Annotated in this window: 20 protein-coding genes; 11 read left to right on the top strand and 9 right to left on the bottom strand. The window is 45.2% G+C overall.

Annotation, left to right across the window (positions count from 1 at the left end; genetic code table 11):
- Positions 1–15: 15 nt before the first annotated feature.
- Positions 16–726, bottom strand: coding sequence for a Crp/Fnr family transcriptional regulator (locus LRY47_RS00435; protein ID WP_295221357.1), 711 nt, complete (start codon positions 724–726; stop codon positions 16–18).
- Positions 727–900: 174 nt separating this feature from the next.
- Here LRY47_RS00435 and LRY47_RS00430 point away from each other — a divergent pair, with 174 nt between their 5' ends.
- The 3 genes from LRY47_RS00430 to LRY47_RS00425 are packed head-to-tail and all read left to right on the top strand — an operon-like array spanning position 901 to position 4,123.
- Positions 901–2,436, top strand: coding sequence for an FAD-dependent oxidoreductase (locus LRY47_RS00430; protein ID WP_295221354.1), 1,536 nt, complete (start codon positions 901–903; stop codon positions 2,434–2,436).
- 56 nt (positions 2,437–2,492) lie between these two features.
- Entirely contained in the window at positions 2,493–2,861 is a 369-nt protein-coding gene (locus LRY47_RS14130; RefSeq protein WP_366042960.1) for a cytochrome c3 family protein, read from the top strand.
- Positions 2,862–2,887: 26 nt separating this feature from the next.
- On the top strand, positions 2,888–4,123 hold the full coding sequence (locus LRY47_RS00425) for an MFS transporter (protein WP_295221351.1): 1,236 nt from the start codon (positions 2,888–2,890) through the stop codon (positions 4,121–4,123).
- On the opposite strand, the gene LRY47_RS00420 is transcribed toward LRY47_RS00425, so the two are convergent.
- From LRY47_RS00420 to LRY47_RS00405, 4 genes are all read right to left on the bottom strand, one after another.
- A complete protein-coding gene (locus LRY47_RS00420) occupies positions 4,113–4,439 on the bottom strand; it encodes an EF-hand domain-containing protein (protein WP_295221348.1) in 327 nt (108 codons plus the stop codon). The genes LRY47_RS00425 and LRY47_RS00420 overlap by 11 nt on opposite strands.
- 111 nt (positions 4,440–4,550) lie before the next feature.
- A complete protein-coding gene (locus LRY47_RS00415) occupies positions 4,551–5,759 on the bottom strand; it encodes an HD-GYP domain-containing protein (protein WP_295221346.1) in 1,209 nt (402 codons plus the stop codon).
- 134 nt (positions 5,760–5,893) lie between these two features.
- Positions 5,894–8,449, bottom strand: coding sequence for a bifunctional lysylphosphatidylglycerol flippase/synthetase MprF (mprF, locus tag LRY47_RS00410; protein ID WP_295221343.1), 2,556 nt, complete (start codon positions 8,447–8,449; stop codon positions 5,894–5,896).
- Positions 8,439–9,707 (bottom strand): MFS transporter, encoded by a 1,269-nt coding sequence (locus LRY47_RS00405; protein WP_295221342.1) that lies wholly within the window; start codon positions 9,705–9,707, stop codon positions 8,439–8,441. The genes mprF and LRY47_RS00405 overlap by 11 nt, the downstream gene beginning before the upstream one ends.
- Positions 9,708–9,895: 188 nt before the next feature.
- Here LRY47_RS00405 and LRY47_RS00400 point away from each other — a divergent pair, with 188 nt between their 5' ends.
- On the top strand, positions 9,896–11,740 hold the full coding sequence (locus LRY47_RS00400; RefSeq protein WP_295221340.1) for an alkaline phosphatase PhoX: 1,845 nt from the start codon (positions 9,896–9,898) through the stop codon (positions 11,738–11,740).
- A gap of 84 nt (positions 11,741–11,824) precedes the next feature.
- On the top strand, positions 11,825–13,546 hold the full coding sequence (locus LRY47_RS00395; RefSeq protein ID WP_295221339.1) for a hypothetical protein: 1,722 nt from the start codon (positions 11,825–11,827) through the stop codon (positions 13,544–13,546).
- A 40-nt stretch (positions 13,547–13,586) separates the two neighbouring features.
- Here the strand turns inward: LRY47_RS00395 and LRY47_RS00390 are convergent, their stop codons facing one another.
- The 3 genes from LRY47_RS00390 to LRY47_RS00380 all read right to left on the bottom strand — a co-directional run bounded on the left by LRY47_RS00390 (position 13,587) and on the right by LRY47_RS00380 (position 19,062).
- On the bottom strand, positions 13,587–15,233 hold the full coding sequence (locus LRY47_RS00390; protein ID WP_295221336.1) for a methyl-accepting chemotaxis protein: 1,647 nt from the start codon (positions 15,231–15,233) through the stop codon (positions 13,587–13,589).
- A gap of 171 nt (positions 15,234–15,404) precedes the next feature.
- Complete coding sequence (locus LRY47_RS00385; RefSeq protein WP_295221333.1) at positions 15,405–17,219, bottom strand: KUP/HAK/KT family potassium transporter; 1,815 nt, start codon at positions 17,217–17,219, stop codon at positions 15,405–15,407.
- A 70-nt stretch (positions 17,220–17,289) separates the two neighbouring features.
- Positions 17,290–19,062 carry a histidine kinase dimerization/phosphoacceptor domain -containing protein gene (locus LRY47_RS00380; RefSeq protein ID WP_295221330.1) on the bottom strand — a complete coding sequence of 591 codons (1,773 nt, stop codon included), beginning with the start codon at positions 19,060–19,062 and terminating at the stop codon, positions 17,290–17,292.
- Positions 19,063–19,182: 120 nt separating this feature from the next.
- Here LRY47_RS00380 and LRY47_RS00375 point away from each other — a divergent pair, with 120 nt between their 5' ends.
- The 6 genes from LRY47_RS00375 to LRY47_RS00350 all read left to right on the top strand — a co-directional run bounded on the left by LRY47_RS00375 (position 19,183) and on the right by LRY47_RS00350 (position 24,685).
- Positions 19,183–19,539 carry a response regulator gene (locus LRY47_RS00375; protein ID WP_295221327.1) on the top strand — a complete coding sequence of 119 codons (357 nt, stop codon included), beginning with the start codon at positions 19,183–19,185 and terminating at the stop codon, positions 19,537–19,539.
- A gap of 191 nt (positions 19,540–19,730) precedes the next feature.
- Positions 19,731–21,374 (top strand): ammonia-forming cytochrome c nitrite reductase subunit c552, encoded by a 1,644-nt coding sequence (locus tag LRY47_RS00370; RefSeq protein WP_295221325.1) that lies wholly within the window; start codon positions 19,731–19,733, stop codon positions 21,372–21,374.
- A 133-nt stretch (positions 21,375–21,507) separates the two neighbouring features.
- On the top strand, positions 21,508–22,869 hold the full coding sequence (locus LRY47_RS00365; protein WP_295221322.1) for a cytochrome c biogenesis protein ResB: 1,362 nt from the start codon (positions 21,508–21,510) through the stop codon (positions 22,867–22,869).
- Between the two features lies 1 nt (position 22,870).
- A complete protein-coding gene (gene ccsB / locus LRY47_RS00360) occupies positions 22,871–23,947 on the top strand; it encodes a c-type cytochrome biogenesis protein CcsB (RefSeq protein ID WP_295221320.1) in 1,077 nt (358 codons plus the stop codon).
- Between the two features lie 230 nt (positions 23,948–24,177).
- Positions 24,178–24,432: a type II toxin-antitoxin system prevent-host-death family antitoxin gene (locus LRY47_RS00355; protein WP_295221317.1), complete on the top strand. Its 255-nt coding sequence runs from the start codon at positions 24,178–24,180 to the stop codon at positions 24,430–24,432.
- A complete protein-coding gene (locus LRY47_RS00350) occupies positions 24,425–24,685 on the top strand; it encodes a Txe/YoeB family addiction module toxin (RefSeq protein WP_295221315.1) in 261 nt (86 codons plus the stop codon). Before LRY47_RS00355 ends, LRY47_RS00350 begins: the two co-directional genes overlap by 8 nt.
- 156 nt (positions 24,686–24,841) lie before the next feature.
- Here the strand turns inward: LRY47_RS00350 and LRY47_RS00345 are convergent, their stop codons facing one another.
- Positions 24,842–25,633, bottom strand: coding sequence for a mechanosensitive ion channel domain-containing protein (locus tag LRY47_RS00345; RefSeq protein ID WP_295221313.1), 792 nt, complete (start codon positions 25,631–25,633; stop codon positions 24,842–24,844).
- Positions 25,634–25,778: the final 145 nt, after the last annotated feature.

Raw genomic sequence — 25,778 nt, 5'->3', positions numbered from 1 at the left:
ATCGGCGGGCAGCTTTTATTGCTGCCCGCTTGTTTCATCACAGGTCAGATCGAATAGTTTACAATTGACTATGATTTTTCCATGTCCATAGCGGATGAAGTCGGATTTGTGCCATTCGTGCATTATTCTTTCGATAGTTTTAAGAGTAGTGAACATGACATAGCTGAGTTCCTGATATGTAAGTTTCAGCGGTATTTCGATCCATTCTGACTGCTGTGCGGGTATCTCGTATTCGGGCAATAACGACTGAACCAGAGATTTTATAAAGTACACAAGTCTTATTTCGGCACAGCATGTAAACATACAGGTGAAAGCGTCGTAATCAGAAGCTATGCATCCGATGCAGTGGTTAAGCATAGCCTCTTCCAGATTATATTGCTTCACCAGACTACGGTATTTGTCCGCAGGTATTTTTAAAACATCAGATTTCCGGAGAACCTCAACTGCTTCTTTGTCATTCTCAATTCGCAGATAAAATGCATAGTTAATAATACGTTTCGGAAGAACAATACTGATCGCTTTCGGTTTGTTAACGTCATAAGTTCTGTATACCTGGGAGAGAAGTCCTGATTTCAGAAAAATAATGTCAGTGAGCAGTGTTTCTCCATCGGCAATAACAGAATTTTTAGGATAATTAACAAAATCGCCGTATTTATAAAAAATTCTGGCGAGTTCATTCGGTGCCGCCGGTACGATCCATGGTGTCGATTTGTAGTATTTTCCCATGAGGTAATTATACCGTGAGTGTGACGCCAATCAATGTTTTATCCTTGCAAAAATGTAATTGTGAAAAAATTCACCCACATATGTCGGTAATATCGGTTCCTATCATGTAAGTCACATACATATGTACGTGGTTTTTTTAGGTTGGAAAACATTATCTATAAGCAGGAGGTAAACATGAAAAAATTATTTTCTGTTTTGTTATTTATTGTAATGACTTTCAGCACGGCATTTGCCGAGAAAGTCTATCAGGCTGATCTTGCAATACTTGGTTCAGGTGTTGCAGGGCTTACTGCAGCTGCCTATGCAGCTCAGAATGGACTTAAAGTTGTTGTTCTTGAAAAACTTGCCACAATAGGCGGTCAGCTGGTTCTTATTGAAGGAACTTTTGCTGTTGAAACGGATTTGCAGCGTCAGGAAATGGTCGGTTTGACAAAAGAAAAGGCATTTGAGCAGACCATGAACTATTCTCAATGGAAAGCTGATGCGTCTCTGGTTAAACGGATTATTGATGAGTCAGCAGGCACTCTTAAATGGGTGACAGACAATGGTGTTAAGATGCAGGGACTTATAACTGATACGCCCGACGGCAACAGAGTGTATCATACATATGAAGATCACAACCCCGGCAAACAATACATTGATACCATGGCAAACATTGTCAAAAAAGGCGGCGGTATATTCCTGACAGAAACTCCCGCAAAATCCCTGATCCAGAACAAAGCAGGCGAAGTTACAGGCGTTATCGGTGAAGATCTTGATACAGGTGAAACTGTACGCGTTAATGCAAAAGCTGTCCTTGTTGCAACAGGTTCTTATGCTCAGAACAAAGAGATACTGCTTAAGTATAACCCTGAATTTCCCCCGACAGTTCGTGCAAACGGTCTGAAAGGCAATATGGGTGACGGTATAATCATGGGACAGAAAGTAGGCGCTCAGCTTGCAAATATGCACCTCTCATTTTCAGAAGGTGCTGTTCCTACAAACACTCTTTATGATGAACTTTACACAGATGAAAAAATGCTTCAGGCGTATATGGTTCTTAAGACCAAATCCCTTTGGGTCAATAAAGCAGGCGCCAGATTTATGGATGAAGAACACTCGGGCGACTTTACTATCGTACAGAACGCTCTTCTCCCCAACGGAAGCACCGAAATAGTTATTATGGATGCCGACTACAGAAAAGACCTTATGGAAGAAACAGGAGCCCATACAAACTATTTCACTCTCTTTGGTGCCGGACAGAAAATTACACTTTTTGATCAGGTTCTGGCTGATGGTCTGAAAAGAGGATATGCATTCAAAGCCAATTCTGTCAGAGAACTTGCAAAACAGCTTAATATCGACCCTGAAATGCTTCAGCAGACAGTGGACAGATACAATGAGCTTTCAAAAAAAGGTAATGATGATGATTTCGGCAAATCAGCCAAATGGATGAAACCTCTCATTAAAGCTCCTTTCTATGCGTTCAGAGGTGAAAACACAATATGCGATGTTGGCGGCGGCTTGAAGATCAATAGAAATGCTCAGGTTATTTCCGTTGATGGTAAACCGATCCCCGGACTTTACGCAGCAGGCGCAACCAGCGGCGGAATGTACGGAGACAGCTATCCTTACATTATGCCCGGCTTTGCCAGCGCAACAGCAATGAACACCGGCATATTTGCAGTGAAAGACGTAGTTGAAAAAGTCCTCCATAAGAAAATTCAATAATAAAACACCGCAGTACAGGCACTCTGTCTGTACTGCGGTATCAAAAGGTTTTGTAAATGAAATTTGATATGAAAATTATATCCCTTTTAATTGTGTTTATATTAGGTATTTCAATCGTTGCTTTTGCTGCTGAAAGACAGATAAAAGGAAAACACGGCGAGAACAGCATCGCCTGCATTGATTGTCATGGAACAAATTCACCGGAAAATAAGGCGTCTGCAAAATCATGCATACAATGCCACGGTGATATGAAGGACGCAGCGGAAAGCACTTTCAAAGCCGGACCTACGAAAACGATTACAATAAACGTTCACAATGCTCACCCCGGAACTTTGAGATGTACTCTTTGCCATTCTGTACATGATGAGTCTCAATTATATTGCAATAAGGCTTGTCACCATACTTTTGAGATAAAGGTTCCTTAATATAGAGGGGGGAGGGCCTCTGATCTATGTTATATAATGTACCGCTGAAACTCCTTGGATGCAGTAATGATGGAAGCAACAGAGTATTGGGAACTCTGTTCGTTATTAATTTGCTTATCACAATAGGTTTTACTTCTTTTAATACTTTTTTGCCTTTATTTCTGAAAGAGGTCAATTTCAGCGGTACTATCATCGGGATAATCGTATCGACCTATTCCATATCAAAGCTTTTTTCCAGCGTTTTTATGGGTGTTCTGGTTGATAAAATTAATAAAAAGAAGCTAATGCTGATTCTTTTATCCATGTTTACGGTTTTGTCTTTTCTTTGTTTCAGAATAGACAATTTTTACACGGTCATAGCTGTAAGAATATTTCAGGGCATTTTTTTTGCATTGTTCAGACCTCTCATATTTTCAATTCTATGTGAGAATATAAGCATTGAGCAGTCTGCAAAAATGATCAGCAGCCTTGACCTTTCTTTTTATATCGCCACATGTGCAGGTCCTTTGCTTGGCGGTTTCATCAGAGAGATTTTCGGATATTACGGGCTTTTAAGTTTTTTAGTGCTGTTAACGGGAATTTCATTTGTTTTCTTCATCATAACCACCGGAAATATGAAACGTATTGATGAGGTGAAGGAGCGAACATCCCCGGACGAGTCCGGTTTGAACATTTTTACACCTAAGCTTTGCGGCTTATGCATTTTTATCATGGGTAAAGGGTGTATGCTGTCTTTATTGCTTACCATCGCGCCTATAATGCTGCCGCATTACGATATTTCAATATCAGGAATCGGATTTATCATCTCATTGTTATCTATTTCCATGATCCTGTTTATAAAACCCGCAGTAAGGCTTTCTGGTTTCATCGGCATATATCCTATTATCAGTGTTGGCAGTCTGGTTGTGTCGGCTCTCTTTTTTATTATCCCCAGTGTTAATGTTGTCGGTATTGCAATAGTTTTTGCTCTCATAGGAATTTTCAGCGCAATGTCACAGCCTGCCAGTTCCGCTATTTTGGCTTATGAAGGAAGAAAAGTAGGTTTCGGTTTTGCAAGCGGCATTTTTAACTTTTTCATGAATCTGGGGTTCGTTGCAGGACCATTGTTTGGAACATACCTTATGGAGTCAATTGATATTAAATATGTTTTTTATTTTGCGGGCGGCATAGGCGTGTTTTCATGGATAGCATTCATAATAGTATCCAGAACCTGTAATGATTTCAGCGGTTGCGCAGAGCTTTCCTGTGATGTCAGGCGATAATGTCTACATTATTTCCGAGATTGGTTAAAGGAGCATAATTTCCGGAGTTCGCATTTACCGATTTTACCCCGCTTTTTTCAGCTTTATATTCGTCGAGTTCTTTCTTGTTTATCCTGCCGTCGCCATCAGTGTCATATCTGTCGTAAACGTCTTTGCTTACCCTGTCGTAACCTATACTGTATGAAGTTGCAGAACCGGAACTGCTGTCTTTCTCAGATGACTTCGGAGCGGGGTTCTCCTGTGCGTTGTTCCTGTTTTTTATTCCGTTGTATTCGGCACCGCTCTGAACCGAAGGGTTTACGCTTGATACGCTCATGGCTGTTGCCTCAGTGTATATTTATATCAATAAGTATCGGACAAATGAGATATTTGATAACTTTGAGCAGTCATGCAGATAGTATTTTCAGAATGGAATGTAATCGGGAAATTATGCGAGGGTGTTCATGTTGTCTATGTATTTATAGACTTCCGGCGGAACTGAGACGTTCTCAGGATTTATAAGACCGATTATTTTTTGCGCATCAATGCCGCTTTTGGACAGGTCTACCACCTTGATAGGCATCCTGCTGCCATTCTTGCTCAGAAAAACCACAACCACAGGGCTCATAGGGTTTGCGGGGTTCATCTTGCCTACTATGCCTATCTCGTGTGTTGCCATGATTACAAGGGAACCCACCGGATAGATACCGACATTTTTTATGAAAAATTCAAAAATGGATTTATTGATATGCTTGTCTGTCCACTGGAACATCAATTTTAACGCGGAAGTTGCCGCAATTCCCTTGTGGTAAACCCTGTCGCTGGTCATTGCGTCGTAAATATCCACCACTGCGCCTATTTTGCCGAATATGCTTATCTGTTCGTCTTTCAGTCCGTAAGGATATCCGGAGCCGTCGTGGCGTTCGTGGTGTTCAATGATCATTTTCAGCTCTTCTGCCGGAGTGCCGCATTTTTTAGCATATTCATATCCGCGTATAACGTGTGTCTTCATCACCTTATATTCTTCTTCGCTGAGTTTCCCAGGTTTGTTCAAAATCGATTCGGGTACCAGCATCTTGCCTATGTCGTGTATAAGTCCTGAGTTTGCGGCTATTTCTATCTCCTTTTTGCTCATCCCCAGATGTGTCGCAAGGCTGGCTGCGAAGATACTGACGTTTATGGAGTGGTGAAAAGTATAATTATCATATTGCTTAAGTTTTGTGATGCTTGTCAGAACGCCGCGTTTTTTCAGCGTCATTTCAGTGATACTCTGGGACACATGTTTTACGGCTTCTGTATTTATTGCTCCGCCGTTTCTGATTCCGTCAAGAATACTTCCGACAATGAACACCGATTCGCTGTATACTTCCGATGCATGGCTCAGGTCTTTCAGATTAAGCTGAAATGCGGGCGCCTGTTCTTTTAATTCGTTGATTATTTCACTGGATTTCCCTTCAAGGAGATCATCAAGTTTGCGGATTTCCTCGTTACGGGGTTTGATATAAACATATTCGATTCCGTTTCTGCGCAGACGATCTATAACAGAGGTATTATCAACTCTGACTTTGTGCGACAGAAAATCAGTTTCCATCCAACCCCGGTCAAATTTGATAATTTCGTCGCCGATCTTTAAATCATTCAGGAAAATTTTTTCCATGCACAATCCCGAAAATATGTATTTTATTCAGATATATCCAAATTTATAACACAGTTTACTTATAGTAAAAAGATAGCATCCGGTCAATATATATTTAGTTTATCTATATGTCATTCCTCACTTTTGGCAGGTAGTCATTTTCCGAAGATACCGGCTGTGCCGCCGCTTATCAGTGACGCAACACTGCGCAGCGCTGATGGTAATGAGAAAAAGCTTTGAACTGCGATGTACTTAGGTTTCCACTGAGGGTTGAACTTATCTTTGTAGCTTCTGAGACCTTTAAAATTATAGAATCTTTCTCCGTGATTGAAAAGTGCGCTTGCAACCCTGTTCCACAGGGGTGAAAAGGAGTGGGTGTCTATGCCTGAAAGCGGCGCCATTCCCAGATTGAAAAATCCGTATCCGTTCTCTTTGCCGTAGAGCATCAGTTTAACAAAGAGGTATTCCATCACTCCCTTTGGTGCATCGTCGCCGTAGCGCATCAGGTCGATGGAGAGTTCATCCTTGTCCGCTGCCGCCCAAAGGTTAGCAAATGCAACGGGAACATCTTCCTTAAATACCACTGCAACAGGTGTCTTCTTCAGATATTCCCCGTCGAAACAGCCAAGTGAAAAGCGTTTCTCGCGTGTATTTTTACCTGTCAGCCAGTCGTCTGATATTTTTTGCAGTTGAGGCAGAAGGTTCTCGGTGTCGTGTATGATTTCAAAGCGGCAGTTCTCTTTTTCCATCTTTTTCAGTGTGTTGCGTGTGCCGCTCCAGTGGCTTCCATCAAGGGTGAAACTGCCGAGAGGAACCCGCGCCTCTTCACCGATCTTATAAATTCTGAATCCTGCGTCTATGTATTGCGGGATATACTCGGTACCAACCTCGTAAAAAACGGCAGTGCATCCGTGGTTCTTTGCCAGTCTGCGGAAATTTATGATAAGTTCCGCCGCCGTGTCTTCGTCCGCCGCCGAAACAGGGTCTCCCATGCTGACAAAGCACCGCCCGTCTATTCCGTACATAATAAAAGCGGAGTGTTCATCGTTTGTTATGAACTTTTTATCGTGCAGAAGCGCCAGATATGAAGAAGTGTCGCTGCTGTTGCTTACGATTCTTTCTATTTCGTCGATGCCAAGCGGCTCATAATGCCGGACTTTTTTTGACGGCTGCATGAACTTATACAGCAGGAGTGCTGACATGAAACTGAAAACACCGACAAGTGTCCGGAGAAATCTGGGTGCCTGATCGTTGAATGTGAACGTCCACCACAGACTGCTTCTGTATTCCACATGTTTATATGAGAAGAAGCCCAGCCAAACGTATACAAGCAGTATGGCGAACACAGCCGCCGCCCACTCTTTTGTAAGCACTTCGTCAAAAAACGGGCTGCGTTTGTCAAAAAGCTTTCTTGCAGGGAGCATCGCCGCGGCAATGGCGACGGCAAACAGTGCGGTTTCCACCTCCGCACCCTTAAGCAGTCCGAAAACCGTTCCTGCGGCAAGAAGTGCCATTGTGAGCTGGTATGCAAGGTCGATACGTTTTCTTAGACCGCCGGAAAGAATAATGAGACCCATTCCTGTGATGCTTGCGAGAAAGTGAGAAGTCTCCACAACAGCCAGAGGCAGTATCTGTTTTATGAAGTCGAATCTTGCGGGATTGACAGGTGTTGCACCCGCGAAAAGCATATATGCTCCTATAATAAATACGATCACTGACAGCAGATTGGGTGTTACGGCTCTGTAAATCCTATTGAGGTATCCTGCATATGAGAGCACGCGCTGTTTCTGTCTCGCGCCCTCCGTTATGCCCAGAATTAGTGCGGCGCTCAACAGTGGCAGGATGTAGTAAACCACCCTGTATACAAGCAGAGAGCCTATCATTGATGGGATAGCTTCCGCAGGGAAAAACGACAGCAGGACGGTTTCAAATACCACAGCTCCGCCGGGAACGTGGCTTATGAGACCTATGGTCTGCGCCAGAATGTATATTCCCATGAACTGCATGAAGCCTATAGGTGCGCTGTCAGGCATAAGAACGTAAAGCACTGCGCCGGCGAGAACCCAGTCAACTGCCCCTGTGATTATCTGTGCCATGCCGATGGCGGGAGATGGCAGGGTCATCTGCTGACCGAAGAATGTGAACGGTCTGCGGAAGAAGACCAGAAGGAAATAGTATGCAGAAACAGCAATGAGAAACAGGATACCCACGAGACGGATGTTTATAAATGTATGTAGTTTCAGAGGCATCTCCGCCACAGGAGCAAGGGTGAACGCTGCTCCGCCCGCCGTAAGTATGCCAAGCCAGAGGGTTGCTGATGTGAAGATCACCATGCGGCTTATCTCTGAAAAGGTGAGCCCCCATGACGAGTAATATCTGTACCTCAGCGAACCGGATGCAAGCACTGAAAGTCCTATTGAATTACTGAACCCGTAGCTTAGAAACGAAGCCAGAACGACTTTGTGCGCCTGAAGCTTTTTCCCCAGATACCGCAGACCAAGAAAGTCGTAAACCGTGAGAAAAAGATAGCTCGCCGCCATAAGCAGGACAGCATAAAGCTTGTTACTGAGAGGTATATTGTTCAGATCCTTCATTATCTGGTGCAGGCTGTATTTGTCCAGAAACCTATCGACAAATGCACCTGTCAGAAAGATCATAACGATTATGAAACCGAAAGATAATATCTGTCTGGTTCTGCGGTTAATTGTCATTTTCTATTGTATCAATTGAAACGCGTATGTGTCCAGCTTCAAACCGGACGCGCATGTTTCTGTATTTAAAAAGATAGTAAAGCCCCACCGCCGCCGCAAGCAGACCCGATGCCGCACCCACAGACAAAGCCCAGCGCGCCCCGAATATATCGGCGATCCTGCCGACAATCGGTGCGCCTATGATGGTTCCGCCCCATGAAATGGCAAAGAGGATAGCCAGCACCCGCCCGCGCATATGAGCCTCTGTGAGAAGCTGAACAGCGCCCAGAGCGGTTGTTGTGAACGTCTGAGCAGATATTCCTATGACGGCGAGCGACAGACCGAAAAGCAGATATGTCGGCATCATTGCCGCCAGAACAAATCCGGAACCGAAGACGAACGCACCCAGAAAAATGAGTGAGACCCTCGGCTTGTCGCGGCTTGCCGAAAGCAGAGCTCCCACAACGGAGCCTATCGCCATTATGGAGGTAAGAATTCCGTATTCGTGTGCGCCCGAATGGAACACTGAAACAGCCATTGTCGATATGTATATCGGGAAATTCAGCCCGAAAGTGCCTATCAGGAAGAACATTAAAAGTATGGTTTTAAGGTCGGGTCTGTTGGATATATAACGGAAGCCGTCCGCAAGCCCGCTTTTGGAGAATTTGACTTTTTCGCGAAGATGCAGTTCGCTTTTTTTAATCGTCACGAGCGAAATAAGAACAGCGCCGAACGATGCGGCGTTGATGAGAAAGACCCATCCGGTTCCGACGATTGCTATCATCACACCCGCAACGGCAGGACCTATCATCCTTGCGGCATTAAAAGAGGTGGAGTTCAGCGCAATGGCATTCGAGATATCTTTTTCAGTGACCAGCTCGGAAACGAACGTCTGGCGGGTGGGTGTGTCAAAGGCTGTCACACAGCCGAATATCAGGGCGAAGATATACACATGCCAAAGCTCGACCACCTCGAAAACCGTCAGAAGACCAAGCCCCAGAGAAAGAAGCCCCATGGATGCCTGTGTGGCTATGAGCAGTTTGCGTCTGTTGAAATAATCCGCCGCAAAACCGTTCACAGGCAGAAGAAAGAACTGCGGACCGAACTGAAGCGCCAGAACTATGCCCACCGCTGTGGCATTATTGTGGGTCAGCACTGTCAGAACAAGCCAGTCCTGTGCTGTCCTTTGCATCCACGTTCCGGTATTTGAAACGATGGCACCGGCAGCCCATATTCTGTAATTCCGCACCGCCAGGGAGCGAAAAGTCTCTTTAAACATATGTTTTCCTTTCTTTCAGGATGATATACCAAACCGTTAAAAACTGCAAAGCCTCTGTTGCTATGATAATTATGATGAAAATACAATCAAAGTCTTCGGATAAATTTTCTAAATTATATATCACATTTTCTGCATAATCTTATAACACCTATCGGCTACACTCGTTCAAAATCTCGGAGGTTTGCCGAATGAGCAAGTTCAAAAAGTTAGCGTCAATGGTGTTTGTTGCCATTGTTATGACAGTCTCTATCGTGGCATGCAGCGACAGTGACAGCGATGCCGCAACACCAGCGCCTGAAACTCCCGCAGGAAAGAGCATCTCTTTCGACGGGGTTAAGGCTCCCGAATCAGACACAGAAAAAAGAAGCATCCTTGCTTCCGACACTGTGACAATCGACGGAAAAGAATATTCCATAGGTTATCACACAATTCTCAGAAGCGGTGATCAGCCCTCAACAGATTCAGAACCTTTCGGTCAGCTTTATGACGAAAACGGAAACAAGGTTCTCAACCCTTCTGATGCTTCAGACTACATTTCATCCGACAACGACTTTTCGTCTCTTCTGACAGGTCTTGACGGCAACATGTATATGGTTTCGCATTTTGAGTCAGTTCCTGCCGCAATGTACATCACAAAGCTGGCGCAGAGTTCAACAGGCGTTCTTACAGCGGAAAAAACACGCCACATCGACTTCTCCGGCGTTGCAGGAGGCTGGGTACACTGTGCGGGCAGCGTTACCCCCTGGGGAACACATCTTGGTTCCGAAGAGTATGAACCCAATGCAAAGGGTGTTGATGCTGTAACAGGCAAGTTCAACGATACATACGGAAACAGAATGGCTCTGTACTTCGGTCTTGCCACGAACCTTACAACAGCAGGCGCATACAGCTCCATGAACATCTATAACTACGGATGGCAGACAGAGCTTGCTGTTCAGAACTTTAACTCTGTTACAGTTACAAAACACTACAGCATGGGACGCGTTGCCCACGAGCTCGGCTATGTTATGCCCGACAAAAAAACGGCTTACATCTCTGACGACGGTACAAACGTAGGTCTGTTCAGATTTGTTGCTGACAGTGCGGCTGATCTTTCCTCCGGTACGCTTTATGTTGCAAAATGGGCGCAGACAGACGCTGCTGACGGCGGTTCTGCAAACATAAGCTGGATAAGCCTCGGACATGCAACAGATGCAGAAGTGAAAACTATGCTCGACGCTCACACTGCTTACACTGATATATTTGATGAAGTTGATATATCAGGCGGAGCGACCTGCCCCACAACTCATAAAGAGATAAACACGACATACGGACATGAATGTCTTCAGGTTAAAACAGGCATGGAAAAAGCCGCATCAAGGCTTGAAACACGCCGCTATGCCGCTATGCTCGGCGGTACTACAGAGTTCCGCAAGATGGAAGGCATAACCTTTAACGCTGAAACGAAGACCATGTACCTTGCCCTTTCCGAAATAGGCAACGGTATGCTTGACGGCGGCTCAAACGATACAGGCGGCTACAACGACATCAAGGTTGCCAAGAACACCTGCGGTGCAGTTTACGCTCTTGACCTCGATTCAGACTATGCCGCAACAAAGATGTATCCCATAGTTACAGGCGTACCCGTTACAACTGACTACGGCGCGGCTGACGATTCCAACGCATATTCCTCTTCCGGTGCATTTGCCAACAACAAATGCTCTCTGGACAGTATAGCCAACCCCGACAACCTGACATTTATGCCCGGTTACAAAACGCTTATAATCGGTGAGGATTCAGGCGCCGGACACGAAAACGACATGATCTGGTCATACAATGTTGAGACAAAAACTCTCACCCGTATCCAGACAACGCCCTACGGTTCCGAAACAACATCTCCCTACTTCTATCCCAACTATCACGGTTTCGGATACCTGATGAGCGTTATACAGCACCCCTACGGCGAAGCCACCACAGGTATGCCCGCGGCTAACACCACAGCCGAGAAGAGAGCATACACAGGCTTCATCGGACCTTTCCCCGCGATGGACTAAGGTTCAGGCTTTATCTTTGAATGAGTTCCCCGTGAGGCAATGGTCTCACGGGGACTTTTGATTTAATGTTAAGGAGTTGGTCTTATGAAAAAATTAGGCGTGTTCTCCCTGCTGTGCGCTGCCGCGCTTTTTGTCACGGCGGCATGCGGAGGCGGCGGAGGTTCCGCATCGGCGGAAAGCTCCGTTACATATCCTCTGCTTTCAAAGTCCATGAAGAACGAGGCGGCGTTTATCCCTTCACAGTGCTACACAGTGACGGAAGGGGAAAACGGCGCAAAGTACAACCCCTGCTACAGTTGTCACAAAAATTCCGTTGAACCGAACTATACCAACGACGACGATCTTCAGGAAACATATACGTTCGCTTCATACGCGAACACGAACCACTGGACAAATCTGTTTGTGGATCGCACTGAGGCTGTTGCCGCGCAGAGTGACAGCGAGATACTTTCATATGTCCGTCAGGACAACTATAAGAGTTCCGACGGAAAGATAATTCTTGCCGAAAAGCTGAAAAGCGTTCCTAAAGAGTGGGATTATAACGGCGACGGGACATGGAACGGCTATACGCCCGACTGCTATTTTAATTTTGACAGCGAAGGCTTCGACCGTACGTCGGGAGGCGACTACACCGGATGGAGAGCATATGCGTACGCTCCGTTTCTCGGCACCTTCTGGCCGACGAACGGTTCCACAGACGACGTGCTAATCCGTCTCAGCGATGTATTTATGAAGGACGAAAACGGCAATTTCAGCCTTGAAGTATATAAAATAAACCTCGCCATCGTGGAAGCGCTCATAAAGAAAAAGGATATCGCCATCGACACTGTAAACGAAACGACATATGGCGTTGATCTCGATAAAAACGGCAGTCTCGGCACTGCATCAGTAATAGAATATGACTGGCTGCCCACCGCAGGCAGATATATGTATTATGTCGGTATGGCAAAGACAAAACTTGCCGCCGGAGAAGTGCATCTTGCGGCAGGGCTTTTTCCCGAAGGAACTGAATTTCTTCACTCTGTGAGATATATCAATGTGACTGACGGCGGCGATATCGCCATGGCACCCAGAATGAAAGAACTGAGATATTCAAAGAAGCTCATATGGATGACATACAGCGACCTCGAGTACGAGACTTACGATGAGGTCAAAGAGGAATACGACTTTCCTGACAGGCTCTCCGTTTATTACGGTGACATTGAGAACGGACTTGGCAATCCGCAGGGCTGGGTATTTCAGGCATTCATAGAGGATGCAAAGGGCGACCTGCGCCCGCAGACATACGAGGAGACCGTATTCTGTATGGGATGCCATTCAAGGCTTGGAGCGACAGCCGACACTGTTTTCACCTACAGCCGTAAATACGAGGATGCATCCAACAAGCGCGGATGGTACCACTGGACTCAGAAGAGCATAAAGGGTACGCCGGAGCATAAAGTTGCATACGAAGGCAAAGGCGAACAGTATGAGTATACAATGTATCTTCAGCAAAACATTGCGGGAGATGAGTTCAGGGATAACGACGAGGTTAAAGCCAAGTTCTTCAACTCTGACGGTTCTTTGAAGACTGATATGGTGACGGCGCTTCATTCCGACGTTTCGGTTCTGCTGTTCCCGTCTTCAGAAAGGGCGCTGACGCTGAACAAAGCATACAGAAGCATTGTTAAGGAACAGAGTTTTGTATACGGCAGGGATGCCAATGTGAAGCCTGTTACAAACGTGCATAAAACCATATCGCCGCAGGACAAGCCAACCGGACTGACCGATTTCATCCTTTCGACGGCGACTTCACTTATCTTCTGAAATAAAACAAGGGCGATCAGTCGATCGCCCTTTTTCTTTTTTATGTTCTGAAACGTCTTACGAGCATTGAAAGGTCTTCCGTCTGCTTTTGCAGGTCGCCCACTGTGTTTGAAACCTCTGTAACCGACAGGTTGCTCTGTTCAATACCGTTTGAAAGCACCTGCGTGTTTCCGTTTATGTTATGGATAGCCTGAACCTGTTCGGAAACGGCTGTTTCAATGTGTCTGCTAGCGTTTGTTATGGTATCCACAGAGCTGACGATGTTCTCAAACATGCTTTCAGTGTTTCTGATGACCACAACGCCCGCTTCAACCTTTTTACTCGCCTCCTGCATATTGTCTGATGCGACAGCGGATTCCTTCTGCAGGTTTACGATGATTCCTTCAATCTCTTTGATTGCCTTTTGCGAACGTTCTGCAAGCTTTCTGACTTCGTCGGCAACAACTGCGAAACCGCGTCCGTGTTCACCTGCTCTTGCCGCTTCGATAGCTGCATTAAGAGCCAGAAGGTTTGTCTGATCAGCTATATCGTTGATGACGTTGAGTATGTTTCCTATTTCCTCGGAAGAGTTAGAAAGCTGTCCGATAGTCGTACCGAGGTTTTCCACTTCGCCTTTGATTGACATCACGCTGGAAACGGCGTCAAGAAGCATCTCTCTGCCGTCGTGTATGAAGCTGTTTGCCTGCTCGGCTTTTTCCGTAACATCCTGTACTGAATGAACCACTTCCGCTGCGGATGTGCTCATCTCCTCGGTTGCCGATGCAACGGCTGTCAGCTGCATGGTCTGTTCCTGAAAGTTCTGCGCAAGTTTGTCTGAGGTAGACGCAAGCTCCGCGTTTCCCGATGCTATGCTTTCGGAGTTCTGTTTAACTGTATTTATGATATCTCTGAGTTTGTTGACAAACGCATTGAAGTGTCTTGCAAGGTCGCCAACCTCATCCTGAGATGTTACAGGAAGTTTTTTGGTAAGGTCGCCTTCGCCCTCTGATATATCTTTCAGCATGGTTACTGTCTGCTTTATGCTTTTCACGATAACTGATCCGAGTTTAAACGCCACTGCAGCGCCCACAACCATACCGAAGATGATAACTCCGATGAAGGAAAATTTAGTAGATGAGAAAGTGGCGTTTGCGGTGTTGTGTTCCTCTTCCGCATCTTTAAGGTTTATCTCCGTGAGGGTGTTGATATTATCTCTCATAGTGTCGAAAAGTTTGCTTGTTTCGCCGTATGAAAGATCGGAAGCCTGCTTTCTGGATTCATCAGTATTCTCGGAAACCAGCATCAGTACTTTTTGCGAGGATTCTTTCCATTGATCATAGTCCGAGTGGAACTTGTCAATTATTGCAGCAGTTTTGTCTGTTCTGCTCAGTGCCTCATATTTTCTGAAACGTGTGACGACCTGTTCCATATTTTCGTTGTATGAATCAAGGAAGTCTTTATAGTCGGGTGAATCCAACGGTGTTATTGTCAGTGCGCGTTCCGCAAGCAGAAGCTGGTGCAGGTCTCTGTCTGCCTCTATGAGATAGTCCATAGATGGAAGACGTACGGAGAAAATTGACGCCTGCGTATTGTTGATCTTGGTAAGACCGAAATGACCTATTACTCCGCAGACTAAAAGCATGAGCATTAAGGTGCCTAGTCCAAGGTTGATTTTTGTCCTGATAGACAGGTTATTTAAGATATTCATAGACGGCGCTCCGTAATCATTTTAAATTTTTTGTATTTTTACATATATATCTTTATTTGATTATAAAGCCCAGAAAACCATATTTAAAGTGAAAAATAACCAATATTTTGGAAAGGAAACAGATAATAAGCAAAAGCTCTTAATTGTGAGGAGATACTTATAAAATATGAATTATAAGTTTACACGGGTGACCACACCATGGAGTTTTTCGGCGGGCAGTCTGTAGAATTGGACGAATGTGGGGGTGACTTTGCGTATAAGAGAATAAAATTTCCATACAGGGTTGTCAGTCATTATATCCTCTACGCCATAAAATACAGCCGCCTCATTGATAACGGCGTTTCTGAATATTTTGTCGATATCCACTGCGGATTCCATGTATCCCATACGGATGTCGAAAACACGGAGTCCGTCTGCAAGGTCGTCTTTGAACATCCAGCTTATGCCGAACGGTTCATCGGTTATGTTAATGGATATGAAAATGTTGTCTAAGTATATTATTTTATTAACGAACATTGTCTTCGCTATGTAAGGCGGTATGAAATTAACATCTCTGATAAAGAAAATTCCTGTGCCGTCCAGTTTCGATGACGTGTGATACTTTTCGTTATATTTTAAAAGGAAATCTCCGATGATCACCGGTTTAATTGCCTTATACATCCTTCTGCCGCCCTTCGTGTAAACAAGTATCACCAGAAACGGAACAGAGGCTATCAGAAGCGACCAGTAGCCGCCATGGGGTATTTTCAGCATATTTGACGATAAAAACAGGATATCCACAACCGTTATAAAAACAGAGACGTAGCCTTTAAGGAAGTCTTTTCTTATGAAGAAGATAAAGGAAATCATTATACCTGTGATGGTCATTGAACCAGTAACCGCCAGACCGTATGCCGCTGCCATATGTTCGGAGTTCTGGAACACGAACATGGCTATCAGCACGCATACGAGAAGGAACCAGTTGACCGATGGAATGTATATCTGTGAGCGTATCTCATCGGATGTGTAATCCACTTTTAACAAAGGGAGGATGCGTGTAGTTATTGCCTGATAGATAACGGAGAACATACCGCTTATCATCGCCTGTGAAGCTATTATTGTCGCCATTACCGAAAGTATCAGGAACGGGATGTAAAGGAACGGAGCAAAACTGTAAACCATTTCAAAAAGGATGTTTTTTGCATTCGTATGTCCGAGAAGGAACGCCGCCTGTCCCATATAACTGAATACCAGCACAAAGAAGACCATCGACCATGCGCGGATTATCGGCGCTCTGCCGAAATGTCCCATGTCTGCATACAGAGCTTCGCCGCCGGTGGCGCAGAGTATAACCTCTGAAAGCACGAAAAATCCAACAACACCGTGGGTTGCCAGAAACTCGACAGCATAAATAGGGTTAACCGCAAGAAGAACCTCCGGATGATGAAAAAGGGACGCCAGACCTGTTATAAGCAGTGCCGAGAACCAGACCAGCATGACAGGACCGAAGAATACCGCAACTTTTTCCGTTCCCTTGCTCTGCACCGAGAAGAGCGCTATTGCTATCAGAGCAGCTATAAGTATCAGAACACCCTGAGCAACTCCCGAGAAAGAGGGAATAAGTCTCAAACCTTCCACAGCGGAAAGGATACTGATTGCAGGGGTTATAACGCCGTCGCCCACGAGAAGGGAAACGCCTACATATGTCAGAAGGGTGAAGAACGCAGTTTTCCGTCCGGACTTCAGAAGCGGGTTGAGTATCTCCATCAGGACTATGGTGCCGCCTTCGCCGCGTTTGCTCAGGCTCATGGAGAGCCATGCATATTCCACTGTCACCAGAAGGAACATTGTCCAGAAGATGAGTGATACAACACCCATGATATTAAGTTTTGTGGGTTCAAGGAGCAGAAAAATGACCGTCAGAGTATATATCGGACTGGTGCCGATGTCGCCGAAAACAAGTCCCAAAGATTTGACTATCTTTGCGTAATCGCTTCGGTTCAGCATTAAAAGGCGCTTCCTGTATTATATTTAAGAAACATCTGCAAAAAATACGCCTGTTTAAAGGATGTGTCAATTAAGATTTTTTTATCCTTATGGGGAAGCTTATCGTGATTGTCAGTCCGTTTTTATTCTCAAAGGAGAGTTTTCCGTAAAGCTGATCTGTGAGACTGTGTATCAGCATCATTCCCAGACTGTCCTTCTCCTGAGCGTTCTCGTCGAGACCTTTTCCGTTGTCGCTTACAGTGAGAACGGCATTCCCCCGATCATTTTTCAGACTTATGGATATTGCCGGATATTCTGTTTCTGCAAATGCGTGTTTGATACTGTTAGTGACCAGCTCGTTGATAAGAAGTCCGCATGTTATTGTGGACGATATCGGCAGGTCGATCTTCTCTATGTCCGTTTCAAACCGGATCATATTTCCTGTGTGAGTAAATGTGACCGCATAGTAATCTATCAGTTTTGAGAAATAGTCAGCCATATCCACAGTTGACAGGTCTTCCGACTTATAAAGACAGTCGTGCATGAGCGCCATTGACATCACCCTCGACTGGGCGTTCTTTAAAATATCATCCAGAGACTGTCCGCTTGTCTCTGCCGCTTCCGCCTGAAGCGACAGTATCCCTGAAACGATCTGAAGGTTGTTCTTTACCCTGTGGTGAAGTTCGCTCAGCAGTATATCTTTCTCCTGCAAAGCTTTTTTGATCGCAGTGTCTTTTGCCATCCTGTCTGTTATGTCAAAAAATGAGACGACGGCGCCTGTTGAGTGACCGTCAACCACCATGGGCGATGCGAACATTTCGCCGAAGAATTCCGTTCCGTCCTTGCGGACAAATGTTTCCACTGAGTTGAGTGGTTTTTTTGTGCCGATGGCTTTCAGTATGATGCAGTCGGAAGATTCTACAGGCATGCCCTGTTCGTCCCTTTTGTGGGTAAGCAGGATATGGCTTTTGCCCACTATCTCTTCTGCCGTGTATTGCAGGCTTTTGCTGAGGGCGCTGTTTATGAAGGTAACGCTTCCAAGTCTGTCAACACCGAAGATACCTTCGGATGCGGATTGAAGTATTGATTCATTGCGGCTCATGGCGGAATCAAGCACGGATTCCCGGTCGTGCAGGCGGGTGAGCATGCGTACTATGTTCAGATAACCCAGACGAAACAGAATAAGTACCAGTATGTAAAGAATGATATGCCCGACATATGCCGACCGCTTAATCTCTTTTTCGCCGTGTATAACGCCGGATATGTCAGTTACAACGCTGATTGCACCTCTTATGTCGCCGACCTTATATCCCTGAAACGAGTGGCATTTCATACATGGCGGTTCTATGAAGAACGGAGCCATCATGCGGAACTCATATTTTGCATCGCGCTTGTCCATCTCATAATATTCTTTTCCGGTTTTGTTGACCTGTTTAAGAGCTTCTATTTCCCATCCTTCCGGTTCGTTCACAGGGTTCAGGAGTTTGTCGCTGACAAGGCGGGTTTTAACATTGTCCGCATCTTTGTTGAACTCGTACATCTGGCGCACCATGTACGCCGGATTGACGAGGGTCAGTGTACGCCCGTCGGGAAGGTGTATATCCCTGTCTTTGATATGAGACAGATAAGGGTTTGGGATCGTTGTGGATGTAAAAGTATAAACCCCGCCGTGTATTGATGCCCACCGGCGGAACATCTTGTCTTTTTCAAGAGCCATCCTGCCTTGAGCAAGCGCAGTTATCAGAGTATTATTTTTCGCAGTGTCAATAGTCCATATCAGTGAACCGCCGACACCGGCTGTCCATACAACTATCAGTACCACAAAGTAATTCTGAATCAATCTGATGCTGTTGGGCTGTTTCATATGTCACCTTGGTAATTATAACATTATTTTCATGTGTCAGTATGTAAATTTATTAATATAATCTTGTCGTTTATGTTAATATGATACATAATATTGTATAAGATATTAAACAGGTGAGGTATGGACGTGAATGATATGACTGTCCTTTATGTCGAAGATGAAGCTATAACACGCATGTACTTTGCCAAAATGCTGTCAAAAAGGGTAAAGGAAGTTGTTCTTGCCAAAGACGGACAGGATGGGCTTGACAAAGTAAATGAATCGGCTCCGGACATCATCATAACGGATATCAATATGCCAGTTATGGATGGAAGGGAGATGGTTCGCAGATTGCGTGAGAAAGGCTGTGAGACGCCGATAATTGCGCTTACCGCATACGAATATACAAAAGACGAGCTTCGGGTGAACGATGTCATCCGCAAACCTGTTAACCTTGAAAGGCTGATGTCAAGCATCTCAAGCTTATACGCATGTTAAGGTTAAATACCATTTCATAATTCTTTAAGGGACGCTTTATGCGTCCTTTTTTTGTTTTAAAATCATTACTTTACAATCTTTACACCAGATTTAAATCATTAACACCATCCTGACAAAATTACAGTTATAACTTTATTAAGCAATATTGGTATTGACGTTTTTTAACCTTAAAAGGAGGAACAATGTTACGAATGGCTAACTTTATTACGGTCATAGCGATGTCGGCACTTTTTATGCTCTTCGCGTCGTCTGCCATGGCCGCACAGGAAAAACCTGTTAACCCCAAGACCTGCTACGAATGCCACGATGTAGTTAAAGAACTGCACGCCGGCGGAAAGCACAAGAATGTTAACTGTGTAAGCTGCCACTCCGGTCTGAAGGATCACCTTGCAGATTCTTCAAAACGCCCCGTTGTGGACACATCCTGGGAAGCGTGCGGACAATGTCACAAAAATCAGCACGATACTTTCCTTCAGGTGAGCAAGCATCGTCCGGCGAGAGACGAAAAATCTCAGCTGACAAACAGAGCACCCAACCCTTATTGGGATAAACTGATGATGGGACATGGTTTCACAAAGGAACACGGACTCACCAGAAGCCACCCCTTTATGCTTCTTGACCAGCTTGTTGTTGACAGAGCTTTCGGCGGCAGATTCCAGCCCAAAAACGGCTGGGAATATGTTAACAACAAACCCGGAAAGGTTTGGGACACTATTGTTGACAAAGAACCCTCCACAGACGACCAGAAAGCATTCATGAGACAGACTGCAACAACGGTTAACCCCGTTTGCCTCCAGTGTAAAACTCAGGACCATATCCTTGACTGGGCATACATGGGCGATCCCAAAGCAGGCGCTCCTTTCTCCAGAGCCAGCAAACCCGTTGCTATGGTTCAGTCAAAAAAACTTCAGCACGGACTTAACTGCTTCTACTGCCATGATCCTCACTCTGCCAAACCGAGAATCGTAAGAGATGCTCTTATTCAGGCGCTCACAAGACCCGAAGCGGATACTCTCTGGGCGAAAGACCCCAATCATACAAAGATAAAAGTGTATGACATGGGTATGAGAGGCTATACAAGAAAAATAGCTATCCTTGAAAAATACGACTCAAGACTCCAGTGCGGTCAGTGCCACGTTGAATACAACTGCAACCCCGGTACAGACACTAAAACAGGTGAAAAAGTTACTTTCGCCGACGACAGAACGAACCACTTCCCCTATAAAGACGTGTTCCAACTGTATGACCACTATGAAAACCAGATACATATGCTGGACTTCAAACATGCTCTTACAGGCGGACTCCTGTGGAAAGCACAGCACCCCGAATCTGAGACATACTATAACTCTGCTCACGCGAAAGCGGGCGTAGGCTGCGACACTTGCCACATGGAAAAAGTTAAAGGAAAAGACGGCAAAACATTCACTTCTCACTATGCTGTGACTCCTAAAGAGCACATCAAATCATCTTGTCTCACCGGCGGATGCCATAAAGGCTGGAACGAGAAGGATGCCGTTTACGCCATCGACTCTGTAAAAGCTTATACAAAAGGCAAAATGAGAAAAGCAGAGTTCTGGATAGACAGACTTATCGACAAGATAGTTGAGGGTAAAAAAGCAGGTCTCGACGCGGCTGTTATCAAACAGGCTCAGGATCAGCACCTCAGAGCGCATATCCTTTGGGAATACTGGACCGCTGAAAACTCAGACGGTTTCCACAACCCCGAAATGGCTCGCGAATCTCTCACTCAGTCTGTTGACGAGTCCATGAAAGGCATCAAAATGATTGACGATGCTCTCGCAGCAAAAGCAGCTCCCGCTGCCGCAGCGAAGTAACAGACATAAACCTCGCGGGGGGCTTTTTAAGTCCCCCGTTTTTAAAAGACTGCCGCGTCTGCCGTCTTTGCGAGGAGCGGAGTGACGAAGCAATCTCATTAATTATTTGTTATTCTTACTTTGAGGTGTATCCGTGCTTAAAAAAATACTCGATTTCTGGGCTTCCGTTAAGCTCGCGATGTTTCTCTTTATCATGATAGCGTTAAGTTCTTCTCTGGGTACTTTTATCCAGCAGAACGACTCCGGTTCAAAGGCTGTCTTCTGGCTTTCCGAAAAACTGGGCATGACACATGAGCAGATATACATGTGGCTGGTGAAGACAGGTCTTGCGGATATGTATTCATCGTGGTGGTTCATTGCGCTTCTGGTGCTTTTTGGTGTGAACCTCTCCGTATGCACGTTTTACAGACTGTCTCACGTTTACAGACAGCTCAAGACACCCGTCACGGTAAACAGAAATATTTTCGGCGATAATTCCGTAACATTTGAAGCGGGAGAGGATGCCGAAGCGAATGTCAGGGATTTTTTAAAAAGCTACACGGTCGTTGACGAAAAAGACGGCGAAACCATGTATCTTGCCGCGGAGAAAGGGCGATTTGCAAGAAGCGGGGTGTACATAACACACCTTGGCATCATGGTCATTCTTATTGCGGCGCTTGTGGGTATAACTGTCGGATTCAAAGGGAATCTCGGCGTTGTGGAGGGGCAGAGTGACAACACAATCGTCAACGCGAACAATGCCGCAAGGAAACTGCCGTTTTCAGTTCGTCTGGACAATTTCGATGTGAAATATTATGAAAACTCCGTCAAACCGGAGCTTTACCGCTCTGAAATAGCCATCATCGAAAACGGAAAAGAGATATCCAAAGAGGTGATGGTCAACTCGCCAATAGAATATAAGGGCTATCGTATCTTCCAGACAAATCATGGTTTTTATCCCAACAAAGACCTTTCTTTCATCATGAACACAGGTAAAGAGGGCAGCGTTAAAAAGATAGCCGTTCAGTTCGGCAAAAAATTCACTGTTCCCGGCACTGACATCTCCGCAGAGGTTACGGATTTCGCACCGTCGCTGGGTCAGGATCAGAAAGGCGAACTGGTGAATTTCAACACTCTTATGATGAACCCTGCCGCTAAGATAGAGGTGTTTGACGAGAATGACGTGTCTCTGGGCTACAAATGGGTGTTCCAGAACTATCCCGAATCCGGTCAGGCGGGCGACATGAAAATAGAGTTCGTCGATGTTATCGGCGCTCAATATTCTGTGTTCTCCGTGACATACGACCCTGCTGACTACCTAGTATATATCGGATTCTTTATCCTCGGTCTGGGCGTCGTTATTGCTTTCTATTTCCGCCACGAACGCATTTGGGTGCGCATCGCAGAGAACGGCGGCAAAAAAGAGGTTTCCGTTCATGCGGACAGGAGTAAGTTCAGGTCAGCGATTCCAGAACTGCTCGAAAAACTGAAACAATCCGTAACAAAAGAGGGCTAATATGAACAGCTCCGTTTTATTCGGTATCGCGAGTATCACATACATGGTAACAATGGCGGTATATGTTGCCTATCTCATTCTCAAAAAAGAGATGATAGGCAAGGTAGCGTCATGGATGACAATATTCGGTTTTGTGTGTCACACTGCCGCATTTCTTATGCGCTGGGTGGAGTTTTCAAACACATATCATCTGGGATTTTTCCACTCTGTCCCGATAACAAACCTCTATGAATCGCTCCTGTTCTTTGCGTGGTGCGTCATAGCGGGCAATATCTGGATAGAAAGACGATATAAAACAAAATTTATGGGCGCATTCCTTACGGCAATCGCAGGAATGGCTGTGGCTTTTGTCGACACCATAGGTGCGGCGAAGGGCATACAGCCCCTTGTTCCGGCACTCAAGAGTAACTGGCTTCTGGCGCACGCAACCATGAGTTTCATAGCTTATGCGGCTTTCTCTATGTCTTTTGTGGCAGCGGTTCTGCATCTGGCATCGCTGAGACTTCCGCGCAGAAGCGGCGTATATATCTTCTGGACAGTGGCGCTGGGTACGTTTGTTTTCGTTACACTGCTTATGATAGGCGATTTTACCGCGGCACTTTCAGCTAAGGCTGTTGAGGGTGCTTATAAACCGCTCTATTTCACGTTCAAAAATATGGGCGCGGGAGGTTTTGTCCTGTTGTTTGCCGTCTATGCCTCATTTTGTGCAGCATCATGGTTTTTCGGCGGAAAACTTGCCAGCCTCATGGACAGATTCTCCATAAACGGAAAAGTTATGGAGGAACTTACATATAAGATGATATCCGTGGGCTTTCCCATCTTCACTGTCGGCGGGCTGATATTCGGTGCTGTCTGGGCGGACAAGGCATGGGGACGCTATTGGTCTTGGGATCCGAAAGAGACGTGGGCGCTCATCACATGGTTGATATATGCGTTCTATCTGCATGCAAGATACGTTAAAGACTGGACAGGAGCAAAGGCTTCGGCAGTTGCTGTGGCGGGTTTCGTCTGTACGATATTTACATATATCGGTGTGAATTTACTTATATCAGGTCTCCATTCCTACGGAGCGCTGTAGTCGGTGGTTTTATGCTTCGCATTACGGCGTCAGGTCTTCAATTCCTCGGGTCATGTACTTCTGCGTACACTCCCCTGCGGAATTTATGATCTTCCTTGTACTGCTTGCATATAAACACCGACAGATTGTTGGCGGTTACTGAATTTAGATGTAATTCTATTCGACAATAAAATCATTGAAATTTTCGCCTCTGATATGTACATTATATTGAACATATTGGAGGCGATATCTTGAAAGTTGTTAATTTCACCGAAGCGAGAAACAACCTGAAATCCGTTTTGGACAAAGTGGTCGAGGATTCGGACTATGCAGTTATCACACGCCGCGATGCTGAAGACACTGTTGTAATGTCTCTTGACACTTTCAATAGCATAATGGAGACATTCCATCTGCTGAAAACACCTGCAAATGCAAAACATCTTATGACATCCATCGAGCAGTACAGAAAGGGCAGCATTAAGGAACGGGAAACAGCGGATGAGTAGGCTTCTTGTCTTTACAGAAGCGGCTTGGGGAGATTACGTTTACTGGCAGTCGCAGGATAGAAAAACTCTGAAAAGAATTAATCTGCTTATAAAAGAGACCATGAGGATGCCGTTTGAAGGAATAGGAAAGCCGGAGGCGCTGAGAGAGAATCTTTCGGGATTCTGGTCAAGGCGCATAGACGACACCAACAGGCTGGTCTATGCGGTTGAAGAGACAAAACTGATAATCATTTCATGCAGATACCACTATTGAAATAAAAAAAGGGAGCCGAGGCTCCCTCAGGTTGTTGACAAACTAAATTTACACAGACTCACATTAGACTGCTTCGGGTTAAAACCCTCGCAGAGACGTTTTTTGTCTTCGCGAGGAGCGCAAGTGACGACGCGATCTCGTATTTTCCTGACTTTGTTATTTTGTGATGTGTACGTCCATCTGCGGGAATGGGATAGCTATCTTGTTCTCGTCGAATTTAAGCTTAACGCTTTCGAGTGTGTCGAAATATACATCCCAGTAATCGTCCGATTTCACCCAGAGCCTGTAAGCGAAATTGACGCTGTTGTCTGCCAGTTCTGCAACGGCAATAGTGGGTTCCGGGTCTTTCATAATACGTTCGTCAGTATCAACTATATTTTTCAGAATAGCTTTCACCTGTTTGATATCGCTTCCGTAACTTACGCCGATGGTAAGGTCGACCCTTCTGGTGTCCTTGGCGGAGTAGTTTGTTATGGTGTTATTGATGATGGATGCGTTGGGTACTATTATTGTTTTGTTGTCGAGCGTCTTAAGCTGTGTCGTAAAGATGCCTATCTGTTCGACAACCCCCGTTGTGCCGCCTGCCTCAATGAAATTATCTATTACGAACGGGCGGAAGATTATTATCATAACGCCAGCCGCAAAGTTTGACAGCGAATCCTTAAGAGCAAGCCCCACAGCCAAGCCTGCCGTGGCGAGTACAGCTACGATGGACGTTGTTTCAATGCCCAGCTGATTCAGTGAAGCTATGACAACAACGATCATACTTACATAGTAGATTATACCTGAGAGGAATTTGGACAGTGTTTTGTCCATTTTCCCTTTTTCCATCAGCCTGACAGAAAATTTAGACAGGTATCTTGCCGCATATCGGCCGATGACAAGAATTAATATTGCAAAAACAATCTGCCATGCGTATGTGGTCAGATCAGGTAAAATGTCGCTCATATATAAAGGCTCCTTGTTTAATTGATTCTTCCACACTGTAGCCTATTCCGAATAAATGGGCAAATGTAAATGAATTATTTATACCTCTTAATATAAAGGATTTATTGTATGCATCGGAGATTGAAGGTTAAAATATGAATGTATG

This window comes from Seleniivibrio sp. (assembly GCF_021209385.1).
Classification (GTDB): domain Bacteria; phylum Chrysiogenota; class Deferribacteres; order Deferribacterales; family Geovibrionaceae; genus Seleniivibrio.
This window is presented reverse-complemented; position numbering and strand designations above follow the sequence as displayed.